Raw genomic sequence first — 14,535 nt, 5'->3', positions numbered from 1 at the left:
GGAGTTTGAGAATGTATAATATAGGGGAATGGGCTTATGACTCTATTAAAAAAGAAAAGGTACAAATAATTGAAGTTGTGAATTTATGGGGATTTATTTCCTATAAAGTATTTAACTCTGCAACTAATGATATTTACCAAATATCAGAAGAACACATTGAGAAGGTAGATAAACATGAATATGATGAGTATTATGTAAGTTACATTACAATGTTAGCTAAAATAAAAAGTGAGACGTCACAAGGTTTATTATCAAATTTAAGTAATGGTATTATTCCATTACCACACCAATTACATGTATTGAATAGAGCTGTTTCAAATAATAATATTAGATACATATTAGCTGACGAAGTTGGTCTTGGAAAAACTATAGAAGCAGGATTAATAATAAAGGAATTAAAAGCAAGAGGCTTAGTTAAGAGAATATTAGTAGTATGTCCTACAGGGCTTGTAACTCAGTGGGGAGCTGAAATGAAAGAAAAATTTGATGAGAAGTTTCATGTAATACTACCATCAGATTTTGATACAATAAAAAAGATTACAGATAGTGATGACGTATATGGTCAATTTGATCAAGTAATAAGTCCAATGGACTCAATTAAACCATTAGAAAAAAGAGCTGGATGGAATCAAGAAAAGATAGATAAGTATAATGAGGATAGAATCTATTCAATCATAAATAGTGGATGGGACTTAGTGATTATAGATGAAGCACATAGAGTAGCAGGTAGTTCAAGTGAAGTTTCAAGATATAAGTTGGGAAACTTATTAGGCAATTCTAGTCCATATTTATTATTATTAACAGCAACTCCGCATTCAGGAAAAACGGAACAATTTTTAAGACTAGTAAGATTACTTGATGAAAAAGCGTTCCCAAATACAAAGGCTATTGTTAAGGAGCAAGTTGCGCCTTTTGTTATTAGAACAGAGAAAAGGGAAGCAATAGATAATGATGGTAATAAGCTGTTTAAGAATAGAGTTACTAAGGTAGTTGAGATATCTTGGGATCAAAGACATAGCATGCAAGAAAAACTTTATGAGCTAGTTACTAACTATGTAAGAAATGGTTACAATAAAGCTATGAAAGAAAAGAAATACTATATTGGGTTTTTAATGGTGTTAATGCAGAGATTAGTAACAAGTAGTACAGCGGCAATAAAGGAGAGCATAGAAAAAAGAATAGATATTTTAGAGAACCAACAATCTAAAATACATTCTTTATCAATGCAAGATTTAGTTGAAATAGACTTAGAAGAGAATTTAGAGCAAGCCATAGAAGTGCTATCATTAAATTTAAAACAAGAATTACTAGAACTAAAGGAAATATTAAGGGTAGCTAAACAGGCTGAATTTGAGTATTTAGATGCAAAAATAGAGGTATTAATAGAAATTCTAGATACACTATATGCCGAGCAAAGAGATAGAAAAGTAATTATATTTACAGAGTTTGTTTCTACACAAAAATTCCTAAAAGAGTATTTAGAAAAGAATAATTATAAGGTATCTATATTAAATGGCAGCATGAATATAGATGAGAGAAATGATGTTTTAAAGGAATTTAAGACTTCATCAAATATACTTATTTCAACGGATGCTGGAGGAGAGGGGTTAAATCTTCAGTTTTCAAATGTTGTTATTAACTATGATTTGCCATGGAATCCTATGAAGATTGAACAAAGAATAGGTAGAGCTGATAGAATAGGTCAAAATAAAGATGTTTTAATATTTAATTTTATAATAAAGAATACAATTGAAAATAGAGTTAGAAACGTATTAGAGGACAAGCTTGCAGTAATACTTTCAGAAACAGGCATAGATAAAATGTCAGATGTACTTGATAATGAAGTGGCTGAGTTAGATTTTACAGATGTGTATATCAAGTCAATTAGAACACCTAAGAATATTGAAAGTAATGTTAAGTCTATAGAAAGTGAAATAAAAGGACAAATTGAACTAGCGAATAGATACAAGGAGCTTATTAAAGAAGAGAAGGATTTATCAAAAGACATATTTAATAATTTAGGATTTGATTTAGAATCAGCTTTAAGAAAGATGCTAGAATCATATTGTGCATGGAAGGATGATATAACATTACCAATACAAAATTTAAGTATAAATGATGAGGAGATTGTTAGACATTTAAATAAAGAAATTGAAGTTAGTAGTTTTGATAAAATACCTAATATAGAGATTAGAGATATACCTAATGAAGAAGGATATTTCATGCTATGGGAGCTATCTATAAATGATGATAAAAATTGCAGAAGGATAATACCTATTTTTATCAATAAGGATGGGGCTTTTAGAACTTTAGCTGGAAAGAAAATATGGGATGTTTTAATAAAACCATCAACAAACTTTAAAGTTGTTAATAATACAAATATTAGTGATGTAGTGCTAGATGATATAAATAATATAGTTAAAGAAGTTGCATACAGTATATTTATAGAATTAAAAGATGATTATGAAAATAAATTAAATGAACAACATAATAAATATTTATATGCAATTAATTTAAGAATTGAAGCTGCAAGTAAGATAGGAATAAAAAATATAAGGATGGCAAGATTAAAAGCTTTATCAAAGGAAAAACAGGAAATTACTGATAAATATAAGCTTAATAAGAATGTATGTCCTGTATTGAAGCCAATATTTATTTCTTACTTAGTGAGGTAATTATGTTTGATAGATTAATAGAAAAACAAATAAGCATAGAGTATTTAAAAAGAGTTTTGATTAAAGATTATGATGGTCTTATAACTAAGTATTGTAATAATTTTAAGGTTAAGTACAGAGGTATATTATATGAATATAACGATGTAGAAAAATTTAGGTATATATATGAAACAAAGATTAAAGGCTCTAATGATAATTATATAGTACTTGTTTCAAAAGAAATGTATATACCTTATGATATACTAATGTATTTTAATGTAATTGATTTATCATATGAGATATTATTTCCAAAATTAAATAGCTTTGTTTTAAAGAGTACATCAGGACTAGATCTTGATTTATTATCTATTGCATATAATAACTTGTATGAGCCTTTAATAAGTGAAAGAGATACTAAAGAGTTTATTAATAAAACAATGTATAGTAAAAGTAATATTAAAGAATATGTGGCTGAATTGCAGGAAAAAATAAGATATACTATGCAAGAAGATATGAGTTATAATGATTGGTTTAAAGTAAGCTCAAAAAAAGCTACTATGAGATGTTTAGAATTAATGAGTAGTGAAAAGTATAATACTAATGGCTTTGATAAGGTTATTAATGAGGAGTTCAAAGATTTTATATTAGATAAGTATAAAGGTTTATCTGGTAGAAGTACTAATAAATCACCAATATTACTTAGTAAAGTTATGGATTTTATATTAATGAAACAAGAGAAATTTGCTTTAATAGTTATGGATGGAATGTCAGTTGCAGATTGGAATATAATATCAGGAGAGTTTAATGATATAGAGTTTGATTTAAACTATTCTTTTGCATTGATTCCTACATTAACATCAATATCAAGGCAGAGCTTACTTTCGGGAAAATTACCAATAGAATTAGATAATCCATTTAGTCTTGCTAAAGAGAAAAACTTATTTATAGAAAAATGTATGGAATATGGGTATAAACAAGATCAAATTAAATATAATAGAGGCTATGATATTGAGTTAAGTGTAAATGATAAATGTTTAGCTATTATAATTAATGATATTGATGATTTGGTTCATAATCAATTACAAGGATATAGTGGTATGTATAGAGATATTTATCATTTAGCTAAAACTCAAAAGTTACAAAAGTTAATTAAAAAACTATTTAAAGAAGAATTCACTATTTATTTAACATCAGATCATGGTAACGTAGAAGCTGAGGGGATGGGGAAAGTAAAAGGTGCAGGTGTTGAGGTAGAAACTAAGTCGCAGAGAGTTGTTATTTATAAGGATTTTGCTAGTGAAGAGAGAGTTAAAGATGAGTTCAATGTTATAGAGTATCCAGGATACTATCTACCTAAAGATAATAAATATTTAATCTGTGAAGATAGAGCAGCCTTTGCAGCAAAAGGAGAACAGATAGTATCTCATGGGGGAATATCTATAGAAGAAGTTATAGTTCCATTTATAACAATCAAAGGAGTAAAAAATGAGTAAAGTAATCGGTATGTCAAGAAACATAAATTTAGATTGGCTTAATGAAACTGCTAATTTAGTTTTAGCAGGTAAAAGCGAAGAAGAGATAAAGGAATCATTAAATGAATATTTAGGATTCACAATAAATAGCCCAACTAATCTTAGAAAAACTAGAGAGATATTAATGAATATCTGGGTAAGAACAGAAGAGAAGGACTTTGCTATAAAAAAACTAGCATTAGATTTAGTTAATACTAATAAGGCGTTAAATAAGTTAGTTGCACATTGGTGTATGATGTTATTAGCTTATCCTGTTTTTGGTGATATAGTAACAGCAATAGGTAAGATGGCAGATAAACAGTTTGATATTACAACTGCTCAAGTGAAAACAAGAATGTTTGATGTTTGGGGAGAGAGATCAACATTGTATCATTCTATAGATAAGAATATAAAAACACTTAAGGATATAGGAACGTTAGGCACTATTAAAACAGGTTTATATAAAGTGGAGAAGTTTGATATAGAAGATGAAAGAGCGGTTACTTTAATAGTAGCTACATTACTAACGTTAAAGGAAAAACTGTATATGAGAATAGAAGAATTAGAGAACTCTTATGAGTTTTATCCATTTAAGTATGATGTAAACTTAGAAAATCTTCAAATGAGTGGGATGTTTAGTTTTGATAAATTTGGTGGAGAAATTGTTATAAGTATTAGAGGGTAATTATAGATGAGAATTATAAACAGTGGGTATTATGAATATAGCAAAAGAAGTTTTTTATGGTATGAAAGAAGTAGATAATATACAATTGAAGCTATTAGGAAAAATGAGGATAAAGATATAATAAATTTAAAAGAGCTAGAAGAAGTTATTGAAATAGTCAATAATGATAATTTAGATTATAGTAATGAGATATCAATTGATATGAATTTCAAAGGTATTATTAATAATACAAATAATAATGAGTTAAAGGAGCTTTTAGAAAATACTTTTGTTGTAGTTGGAATAGTGAAAAAAGATGTAATGGCAAGAGCATATCCAAGATATTAAGATAATTCGTATTTGGTTGAGTTAGGTAGAGACATATGTTTAGATATGAATAATATGGCTGATATACTGAGTTGATTGTAATGAGGAGTTTGTGGACTTATATGTAAAATCATCTATGGAGCTTATAGAAGTAGCCAATATATTTTTAGTAGGACATGAGATAGGACATAATTATTATGGACATACAACTACTATGCATAATGATATAGTTAACTTTTAGTATGGAAAAGTAATATGAGTTATGGTAATTAAGAAGCTACAATATATGTATAAAAATGATTATAAAAGATTGAGAGTTAATTGGGATGGTGGATTGAGAAGTGAGTAATGAAGAAAAATTAGAATTAATAATTAAAAATACAGGGTTAAGTAAAGGGATATGTAAAAAGTATTTAGAGAGAAATGGTAATGATATTGAAAAAACATTCAAAGAAATACAATGCAAAATACAGAATGGTGAAATTGAAGCATCATCAGTATCGTCAGGGATAGTATATGGAAATGTTAGCAATTCAAGCACAGTATATGGAATGGATAAATTCAATACACCAAGAGGGCATGGTTTTGCTGCAGAAAATGCTAATCACTTATATGATAAGGTGAGTAAAGGTGATTTTTTAGGAAAAGGAAAGGTAAATTTAACAGGTGAAGAGATTGATCCAAAGACAGGTCGTATTATCAAAAATGGTGCTGATAGGGTAGTTGATGGTGTTAATATACAAACTAAATATTGTGCTAGTGGATCAAAGTGCATTTCGGAATGCTTTGAAAATGGGCAGTTGAGATATTTAAATGCTGATGGGACACCAATGCAAATAGAAGTACCATCAGATAAGTATGAAGCTTCAGTTAAAGCAATGGAAAATAGAATAAAAAATGGACAGGTTCCAGGAATAGATGATCCTTCAAAAGCTAAAGAAATAGTTAGAAAAGGCAACTTCACATATGAACAGGCAAAAAATATAGCTAGATTTGGCACTGTAGAATCAATAACTTTTGATGCTGTTAATGGAGCTATTATAGCAACAGGAGCAATGGGGATTAGTGCCACAATAACATTTGCAACGGCTATTTGGAGTGGAGAAGATTTTAATGTTGCCATAAAAAAAGCTACTTATGCAGGATTGAAAGTTGGAGGAACAACCTTTGTAACTGCAATACTATCAAGTCAACTATCAAGAGCAGGATTAAATAGTGCATTGGTAGGATCTTCAGAAGCAATTGTAACTTTAATGGGGCCAAAGGCTTCTGCTATGTTAGTAAATGCCTTTAGAAGCGGGGGAAATATATATGGTGCAGCTGCAATGAAAAGTGCAGCTAAGATGTTGAGAGGAAATGCAGTAACTGGAGCAGTTTCAGTAGTTGTGTTGTCTAGTTTTGATGTTGCTAATATTTTTAGAGGAAGAATTTCAGGAAGTCAATTATTTAAAAATATTGCTAATACAGCATCTACAGTTGCAGGTGGAACAGCTGGCTGGGTAGGAGGTGCTACTGCAGGAGCGGCAATTGGTTCAGCAATACCTATAGTTGGCACTGCTATTGGTGGGTTTGTAGGTGGCATACTTGGTTCTTTTGCAGGTGGAGCGGCAGCAGGAAAGGTGTCTGGGGTAGTATTGAATGAATTTATTGAAGATGATGCTAATAAAATGGTAAAGATAGTAGAAACAGTATTTACAGAATTAGCTGAAGATTATCTACTGAATAAAAAGGAAGCAGAAAATACTATTGATAAATTAAAAGATAAGTTAACAGGAAAGTTACTTAAAGATATGTTTGCTAGTTATAACAGAGCAGTATTTGCAAAGAATATATTAGAGCCGTTAGTTGAAGATGAAGTAAAGACTAGAAAGTTAGTGAGGATTCCTTCCAAAAATGAAATGTATAATGGATTACGTGAAGTATTAGAAGAGTTGTCGGATGAGATTTGTTTGCAATAATAATGTTTTAGGTTTGATGAAATATTATTGGAATAGTTAGTTTTCATATAATAAATATGGAGTTAACATATTATATTTTAATATATGGATTTATGAAACTAATTATAGTGGACAAGTAATGTAGATTATAATAATATTATATATAATTTATAGTATTTTATAATAATTTATAGTATTTTATTGAACAAAAGCAATTTGAGGTGTATATTATATATATAAGAGGTAATAATTTATGATAGATGAGTTAGCAAAGCTTAGAAGTGAAATGGCAGAAAAGAATATAAGGCAGATGGTTTCGGAAGGTAATTATATTGTAAGTACGCATGCACATGAGCGAATGGCAGAAAGAAAGATACCTGAAGAAAAGGTTATTGAATGTATAACTAATGGAGTAAATATTGAAGCACAGATAGGAAAAAATATAAATGACTTCAAAATCCTATTTCAAGAAGGAAGTAAAGAAAAGCCAGAAGTTTATACTGTAGTTGCAGATAGAGAAAAGCCTGTTATAGTTACAGTTTGTAGAACTAAGGATGAAGTATGGGAATGTGTAGATAATGTTTTAAAGAGAAGGGAGATGCATAAATCATGAGTATGAAATGTTATATTTGTGATCACGATATGGAAGAAAAAATCACTTCAATTAATACTGGATGGGGTGATTATAAACTAACTGTAAATGGTGTAAGTGCATATGTATGTCCAGAGTGTGGAGAAATGGTTTTAGATAGTAAAGATTCAAGTATGCTTCAAAAGCTAAGTAGAAGTTTAGAAGATGCAGAAGCAGAGATTAAGCCGGATGTCTTAAATTTGACAGAGGTAGCAGATCTCTTAAGAGTAAGCAATCAAACTATATATAATATGATAAAAGATGGAAGAATAAAGGCGGTAAAGTTTGGTAGAGAGTGGAGATTTAATAGAAAAGATATAGATGCATATATTAATGGTTCATATGATATAGCAGCAAGAAATAAAAAAGGTGAAATAGATTCTAAAGTTGCAGAAGCTATTGAAAAATACAAATAAAATGAGTCAGTATATGTATAATTATCCTGAGCAATATGCTCAGGATATTATTTCATCATTTAATTTAACTCCACCTATAGATTTAAGTAAGATATGCGAAAAATTAGATATAAAGGTTAACTATGAACCATTAGGATCAATGGAAGCACTATTAATAGTATCACCAGGAAAGAGAAATATAATAATAGACAATTCTAGAAATATGTATAGGTTAAGAGAAAGATTTACGATTGCTCATGAGATAGGTCATTATATCATTCCATGGCATGAAAATTTACAACAATGTGATAAAATAGTAGATTTTAAATCAGAAAATACTATAGAATGTGAAGCAAATAATTTTGCATCTGAGTTATTAGTTCCTCAAAGTAGCTTACTAGGAGATATAAAGGATAAGAAGGTAACATTAGCACTAATAAAGGAATTAGCAGAAAAGTATGATGTATCACTTGTTGTGATGGCAAGAAGGATATTGGAGTATTCTGATAGTCAGTCAGTAGCATTGATTTATTATCCTAATGGAAATAAATATATTCAAATGAAATCAAAGAGCTTTAATAAAGAGATAAAGGATGGACGTATTACGAAATCTTCAGCACATAAATTATTAACTAGCTATAATACTAGTGCAGAAGTTAAAGATGTTATTGATAGTAGTATTTGGTTTGAAAATGATTGTGTATCTGATAAGATTGTTGAAGAATCAATGTTTCAAAGCAATCTTGGTAGAGTGTTTACTTTATTAAGGGTAGCAGATGAGGATGATATTTCAGATTTAGAATGGGATTTTTAGATATAATTAAAGGTTTCATCAATATATATTATATTAACTATTGATGTTAAAATTAATATTAAATGGCTGGGATATAACCCAGCCATGATTTGCATAGATATTGGTCTATAGATGTCTATAATTCTTAATATATATTGTACATTTGAAACGGTAAGGCTCGCCTCCACCATGAAACCCACGAAAATCAATATAGATTTTCGTGGGTTATTTTAATGCAATAAATTTTTATTGATAATTATTTTTTTTATTTTACAAAGTGAACTTAAGATTAAATAAAAGCATAGAAGATATTGAAGTTGCTTAAAATAATAATGCTTATTTTTTGGTTGGCACAGATTGAATAATTATTGGCGTAAAATGATGTTAAAAAATGTTTTATAGTTTGTATAATGAAGTCATAAAGTGAAACTTAAATTTAGGGAGGAAATTATGATGAAAAATAAAACTGCATTAATTACAGGAGCATCAAGTGGGATTGGAAAGGAATTTGCAAAGTTACATGCAGAAAGAGGTGGAGACTTAGTAGTTGTTGCAAGAAGTAAGGATAAACTAAATGAATTAAAAAGAGAACTTGAAAATAAATACAGAATAAAAGTAATGGTGATTGTAAAAGATTTATCGTTAAGAAATTCAGCACAAGAGATTTATGATGAGGTTAAAAATGCAAATATAAAAATAGATTATTTAATCAATAATGCTGGATTTGGTGGTAGAGGTGAGTTTCATATACGTTCTATGGAGCAAGATATTCAAATGATTGAAGTAAATGTTATTACGCTTACAAAATTAACTAAGTTATTTTTACCTGACTTTGTTAAGAGGGGGGATGGTAGAATATTAAATGTTTCTTCTACAGCTGCAATTATGCCAGGTCCATTACAAGCAGTTTATTATGCTACAAAGGCATATGTTACTTCATTTAGTAATGCTGTGTGGCAAGAAATTAAAGGCACTGGTGTAACTATTACTACATTAATGCCAGGTGCCATGGATACAGGTTTTGCTAAAGCATCAGATATGAGTAATACTCCATTATTTGCAAAGACTGTTAGTCCAGTTGATGTTGCAAAAGATGGTTATGAGGGTATGTTAAAAGGAGAATTAAATGTAATTTCAGGAGTATCACTACTTCAAAGAATGTTTTTAGCATTGGCTCCATTTACACCTAAAAAAATAATGATGAAACAAATTTATGAAATGCAGAAGGAAAAATAATAAAATAGAATGGAGTATCTTTTATGAAGCGTTTTATTATTGATGGTAGGTATAGTTCACTTCTTTTATCAGTAGGGTTGCCTTTACGTGAAATATTAATAAAATCAGGGTTGCCAGAGGATTTATTTAGTAGAAAGAATATAAGATTAACACAAGATGAATACTTTCGTTTTATGGAAAGCATTGGTGAAATAATTCCTGATGAAAGTAAACTAATAAAAATTGCAACTGCAGAAGGTATTGAAACTTTTTCTCCGCCTATTTTTGCTGCTTTTTGTAGCAAAAATGCTCAGATTTGCATAGAGCGTTTAGCACAGTATAAGAAGCTTATTGGGCCTATGATTTTTATTATAAGAAAAGAAGAAAAGAACTTTACAGTAGAATTAACAACAGAAGAAAAATATAATAAAATACCTTTATTTTTAGAGGTTTCAGAGTTTGTTTTTTTGATTAATTTAATTAGGATAGCAACTAAAGAGAATATAATTCCCTTGAAAATAACATTGCAGAATTCAATTAATGATAAAGCGTTAGAAAAATATTTTGGTTGTAAGCTTCAGAAAGGGAATAAAAGTGCTTTGACTTTATCACTTAATGACTCGCTTAAACCATTTGTTAGTGAGAATGAAGTAATGTGGGATTATTTTGAGCCGGAGCTTAAGCGAAGATTGTCAGAGTTAGAAGTAGAAGATTCTTTTGGAGCAAGAGTAAGGAGTTCATTAATAGAGTTATTGCCTATAGGATGTAGTAGTATTGAAGATGTAGCATTAAAACTTGGAATGAGTAAGCGTACACTTCAACGGAAATTAACAGAAGAAAAAACAACATTTCAAAATCAATTAAATCATACACGTGAATTGTTAGCAAAGAACTATATAAAAAATACAGACATGGTAAGTGATGATATTGCATTTTTATTAGGATATAAAGATTTGAATTCATTCTTAAGAGCATTTCAAATTTGGACTGGTATGACTATTACTGAATATAAAAAATCTTTGCAGAGAAAATTTTAATGTGTATTTTAAGAAAGTAGGATGAAGATATGAAAAAGCTTTTAGTATATTATTCACATGATGGAAGTACAAAATTTGTTGCAGAAATAATATCAAAAATAATAGAAGCAGATATTATGGAACTCATACCGGAAGAAAATATAAATATAACTGGGATAATGAAAATCTCCTGGGGGGTACGTCAACTTATTACACATCCAAAACCTAAATTGTTAAGAAATAATATAAATCCGTCTGATTATGATATGATTGTAATAGGTACTCCAGTTTGGTCTTATACATTTTCGCCACCGATAAATACTTTTTTTAATGAATATAAATTATCAGGGAAAAAAGTTGCTATTTTTTGTTGCCATGGAGGACAGAAAGGAAAAACAATAGAGAAAATGAAAGAATGTTTAAAGGGAAATATAATTATTGGAGAAAATGATTTTTTAGAACCGTTAAAATATAGAAAAGAAGAAAATTTGAAAAAAATTATAGAATGGGCTAATAATATATCAAAGTAAAAAGGCAAATAATAACTTTTATTATGTTGTTTATATGAAATTTATGAGATATATGATATTTATAAATACATATAGAGAAGGAATAGGAGAGTGCAATATGACTTATATAATAATGTTTCTAGTATGTATTTAGCTTAATCATATATGAAGGCGTAAATTAGATACCTTTCTTTCATTATAGGAGTTAATTATATTTTCCGTGATAGAAATAAATTTATTATAAAAATTCTCTTTAGCTTTTATTATTTCATCAGCATATCTTACATTATTTGGATTTAACAATTTATATTTTTCTATTATTAATTCTGAGCTCTTTTAGGGGGATTTTAAAGTTTATGTTCCAGCAAAATAGAACTGTATAGGCAACTGTACGTTTTATCTATTTTAAAAATAATTATTTAGTCTATAATATAGATATAAGTATGTAAGAAGGAGTATAGAATATGGGTATTAAAATAGTAACAGATAGCACATCGTATATTCCAAGTGAATATATAGAAAAATATGATATTAAAGTAGTTTCTTTAAATGTTATTTTAAATGGAGTAAGTAAAAGAGAAGTTGATATAGATAATAAATATTTCTATAAAGAAATGAATGAATCAAATGAAATTCCTAAATCATCTCAACCTATTCCACAGGAAATGATAGATATTTTTAAGGAAATAGTTGAAGCAGGAGATTCTATAGTAGGTATATTCTTATCATCAAAAATGAGTGGAGCATATTCTACTGCCAATATGATAAAAGAAATGATATTAGAAGAATATAAAGATGCTGATATACACATACTTGATTCTAAAACTAATTGTATGCAAATGGGATTTGCTGTTATAGAAGCAGCAAAAGCTTCAGCAGAAGGAAAAGGTATTAATGAGATAATATCTATAGCAGAGCATGTATTTAATAATAGTAGATTTTTATTTGCGCCAGAAACTTTAGATTACTTAAAAAAAGGTGGAAGAATAGGGGGAGCGGCAGCTTTATTCGGAAATATACTTCAAATAAGACCTATACTTACAGTTGTAGATGGTGAAACTTCTGTATTTAAGAAGGTTAGAACTAGAAAGAAAGTTATAGATGAAATAGTTAATGAAGCATTAGCTGATATAAAAGCTAATGGATTAGGTGACATTATTGTTCATCATATAAATTGTGAAGAAGACGGTTTAAAGTTAGCTAAAGTCTTAGAAGAAAAATTATCTAGGAAAGTAAGTATACAATCTATAGGTCCAGTTATAGGACTTCATGTAGGGCCAGGAAGTATAGGAATTGCGTATTATACAAGAGCATAATCAACTAAGTATAAGATTTGTATCTAAAAAGATTTTATAAAGAGTTCTCTAATTTTTTGGAGAGCTTTTTTGTTATTCTTTAGAAATTATAAAATGTTACACTATGAATAACATTTTTATAATTTCAAACTTTTAGTTTTTAAGTGTTAAAATATAATAGCAAGGTGACTTGGAGCTTGCGATGGAACCTGGATATGATACTTTAACACTTTTTTACTAAATTTAAGAATTGGGTTAAATACAAAAGAATTAATATTTTTTATTTACTTTATGCTAATATATATTTATAAATTTAAACAGAGCAATAAAAAATATGTTATTATAACACAATATAAATAGTAACCATATTAATAATAAAATATAAAGAAAATTAAGAGGTGTTTAAAATGGATGCAATATCTATGATAAAAGAAAGAAGAAGTGTGAGAAAGTTTAAAAATGAAAAAGTAGATAGAGAACTTATGAAAGAGATAGTTGATATAGCAAGATGGGCTCCATCATGGGTTAACTATCAAATAGCAAGATACACTTTAGTTGATAATGAAGAAATGATAAAGGAATTAGCAAATGAAGGTGTTAATGGGTTTATATATAATATAGATACTTTAAAAAATGCAAAGGGAGTAGCTGTACTAAGCTTTGTAAAAGGAAAAAGTGGAACATATGATAAGGAATATATAACTTCGAAAGGTAATACATGGGAAGTGTTTGATGCAGGGATAGCTTGTCAAACATTCTGTTTAGCAGCACATGCAAAAGGTGTTGGAACATGTATAATGGGTGTTATAGATGAAAAATCTATAGCTAAAATAGTGAATTTACCAGAAGAGGAAACAGTAGCAGCTCTTATAGTTTACGGATATGAAGATGGAGAGCATGTAGCGACAAGTAAAAGAAAAAATGTTGAAGAAATAATGCGTTTTGTAGATAAATAAAAATCAAATAATAAATATAGCATCAACGAGATGGAATCCAAATGAAGCTGGATGGGAAGCATTTTCATAATTGACTCTGTTAATTTTTATATAGAAAACCACCCTTTTAAGGGTGGTCATAATTTATGTTTAGTTAAACTTCATCATACCAAGCATGCATAAGATAACTTCTCTATTAACCTTTTTATAGTCATCAAGGCCTTTAATAAAATCAATAAGTTCTCTTAGTTCTTTATATTCCTTTGAATCCTTATCATATTGCTTTAACAGTTTCTTATGATCCTTGATTACTTCATCATAAATTTTAACTCTTTTTTCAGCATTTCTATAGCTTTCCATTAAAGCTGAATCGTACAAACTCATTTTATCCTCTCCCTTAAATATATTAATATTTTAATTAGATAATAAGCCTATTTAAAAAATATATGATTATTATTGATTTCTTATAATAATGATATCATATATTGTATTATTTAGTAAATATATGAATATAAATTTGTGTTATAAGATAATAATCAGATATATAAATATGAAAATAGGAGTAGTGTCAAGAATAAATAATATACTAAATGGTAAAAATTTCTTTAAATATATTTTAAATTATATATAATTAATTATATACAATATTAACT

15 protein-coding genes are annotated in these 14,535 nt (G+C 28.4%); 14 read left to right on the top strand and 1 reads right to left on the bottom strand.

The window, feature by feature from the left end; genetic code table 11:
- Positions 1-11 precede the first annotated feature (11 nt).
- The 14 genes from H9660_RS09685 (at position 12) to H9660_RS09630 (ending at position 13,903) form a co-directional block, all read left to right on the top strand.
- On the top strand, positions 12-2,675 hold the full coding sequence (locus tag H9660_RS09685) for a DEAD/DEAH box helicase (protein ID WP_191750179.1): 2,664 nt from the start codon (positions 12-14) through the stop codon (positions 2,673-2,675).
- Between the two features lie 2 nt (positions 2,676-2,677).
- A complete protein-coding gene (gene pglZ, locus H9660_RS09680; RefSeq protein ID WP_191750178.1) occupies positions 2,678-4,147 on the top strand; it encodes a BREX-3 system phosphatase PglZ in 1,470 nt (489 codons plus the stop codon).
- The gene (locus H9660_RS09675) at positions 4,140-4,850 is read left to right on the top strand and encodes a hypothetical protein (protein ID WP_191750177.1); all 711 of its coding nucleotides are present in this window, start codon (positions 4,140-4,142) and stop codon (positions 4,848-4,850) included. Before pglZ ends, H9660_RS09675 begins: the two co-directional genes overlap by 8 nt.
- Before the next feature lie 201 nt (positions 4,851-5,051).
- Positions 5,052-5,177 (top strand): hypothetical protein, encoded by a 126-nt coding sequence (locus H9660_RS16500; RefSeq protein WP_279289588.1) that lies wholly within the window; start codon positions 5,052-5,054, stop codon positions 5,175-5,177.
- Between the two features lie 91 nt (positions 5,178-5,268).
- On the top strand, positions 5,269-5,397 hold the full coding sequence (locus H9660_RS16495; RefSeq protein ID WP_279289587.1) for a hypothetical protein: 129 nt from the start codon (positions 5,269-5,271) through the stop codon (positions 5,395-5,397).
- Positions 5,398-5,497: 100 nt separating this feature from the next.
- Positions 5,498-7,114, top strand: coding sequence for a hypothetical protein (locus H9660_RS09670; RefSeq protein ID WP_243190639.1), 1,617 nt, complete (start codon positions 5,498-5,500; stop codon positions 7,112-7,114).
- A gap of 232 nt (positions 7,115-7,346) precedes the next feature.
- A complete protein-coding gene (locus H9660_RS09665; protein WP_191750176.1) occupies positions 7,347-7,706 on the top strand; it encodes a DUF4258 domain-containing protein in 360 nt (119 codons plus the stop codon).
- On the top strand, positions 7,703-8,140 hold the full coding sequence (locus H9660_RS09660; protein ID WP_191750175.1) for a helix-turn-helix domain-containing protein: 438 nt from the start codon (positions 7,703-7,705) through the stop codon (positions 8,138-8,140). Before H9660_RS09665 ends, H9660_RS09660 begins: the two co-directional genes overlap by 4 nt.
- A 13-nt stretch (positions 8,141-8,153) precedes the next feature.
- Entirely contained in the window at positions 8,154-8,933 is a 780-nt protein-coding gene (locus tag H9660_RS09655) for an ImmA/IrrE family metallo-endopeptidase (protein WP_207729457.1), read from the top strand.
- Between the two features lie 429 nt (positions 8,934-9,362).
- A complete protein-coding gene (locus H9660_RS09650; RefSeq protein WP_243190638.1) occupies positions 9,363-10,148 on the top strand; it encodes an SDR family NAD(P)-dependent oxidoreductase in 786 nt (261 codons plus the stop codon).
- A gap of 23 nt (positions 10,149-10,171) precedes the next feature.
- Complete coding sequence (locus tag H9660_RS09645) at positions 10,172-11,164, top strand: AraC family transcriptional regulator (protein ID WP_191750173.1); 993 nt, start codon at positions 10,172-10,174, stop codon at positions 11,162-11,164.
- 29 nt (positions 11,165-11,193) lie between these two features.
- A complete protein-coding gene (locus tag H9660_RS09640) occupies positions 11,194-11,673 on the top strand; it encodes a flavodoxin family protein (RefSeq protein WP_191750172.1) in 480 nt (159 codons plus the stop codon).
- A 443-nt stretch (positions 11,674-12,116) separates the two neighbouring features.
- Entirely contained in the window at positions 12,117-12,968 is an 852-nt protein-coding gene (locus H9660_RS09635) for a DegV family protein (protein ID WP_191750171.1), read from the top strand.
- Between the two features lie 386 nt (positions 12,969-13,354).
- The gene (locus tag H9660_RS09630; protein WP_191750170.1) at positions 13,355-13,903 is read left to right on the top strand and encodes a nitroreductase family protein; all 549 of its coding nucleotides are present in this window, start codon (positions 13,355-13,357) and stop codon (positions 13,901-13,903) included.
- Between the two features lie 129 nt (positions 13,904-14,032).
- Here H9660_RS09630 and H9660_RS09625 read toward each other — a convergent pair whose 3' ends face one another.
- Positions 14,033-14,266, bottom strand: coding sequence for a hypothetical protein (locus H9660_RS09625; RefSeq protein ID WP_191750169.1), 234 nt, complete (start codon positions 14,264-14,266; stop codon positions 14,033-14,035).
- Positions 14,267-14,535: the final 269 nt, after the last annotated feature.

It is taken from the genome of Clostridium gallinarum, assembly GCF_014836325.1.
GTDB lineage: Bacteria > Bacillota > Clostridia > Clostridiales > Clostridiaceae > Clostridium > Clostridium gallinarum.
This window is presented reverse-complemented; position numbering and strand designations above follow the sequence as displayed.

Coding starts and splice junctions, on each gene's coding strand:
- H9660_RS09685 (WP_191750179.1), top strand. CDS start 12: ATGTATAATATAGGGGAATGGGCTTATGACTCTATTAAAAAAGAAAAG.
- pglZ (WP_191750178.1), top strand. CDS start 2,678: ATGTTTGATAGATTAATAGAAAAACAAATAAGCATAGAGTATTTAAAA.
- H9660_RS09675 (WP_191750177.1), top strand. CDS start 4,140: ATGAGTAAAGTAATCGGTATGTCAAGAAACATAAATTTAGATTGGCTT.
- H9660_RS16500 (WP_279289588.1), top strand. CDS start 5,052: ATGAATTTCAAAGGTATTATTAATAATACAAATAATAATGAGTTAAAG.
- H9660_RS09665 (WP_191750176.1), top strand. CDS start 7,347: ATGATAGATGAGTTAGCAAAGCTTAGAAGTGAAATGGCAGAAAAGAAT.
- H9660_RS09660 (WP_191750175.1), top strand. CDS start 7,703: ATGAGTATGAAATGTTATATTTGTGATCACGATATGGAAGAAAAAATC.
- H9660_RS09655 (WP_207729457.1), top strand. CDS start 8,154: ATGTATAATTATCCTGAGCAATATGCTCAGGATATTATTTCATCATTT.
- H9660_RS09650 (WP_243190638.1), top strand. CDS start 9,363: ATGATGAAAAATAAAACTGCATTAATTACAGGAGCATCAAGTGGGATT.
- H9660_RS09645 (WP_191750173.1), top strand. CDS start 10,172: ATGAAGCGTTTTATTATTGATGGTAGGTATAGTTCACTTCTTTTATCA.
- H9660_RS09640 (WP_191750172.1), top strand. CDS start 11,194: ATGAAAAAGCTTTTAGTATATTATTCACATGATGGAAGTACAAAATTT.
- H9660_RS09635 (WP_191750171.1), top strand. CDS start 12,117: ATGGGTATTAAAATAGTAACAGATAGCACATCGTATATTCCAAGTGAA.
- H9660_RS09630 (WP_191750170.1), top strand. CDS start 13,355: ATGGATGCAATATCTATGATAAAAGAAAGAAGAAGTGTGAGAAAGTTT.
- H9660_RS09625 (WP_191750169.1), bottom strand. CDS start 14,266: ATGAGTTTGTACGATTCAGCTTTAATGGAAAGCTATAGAAATGCTGAA.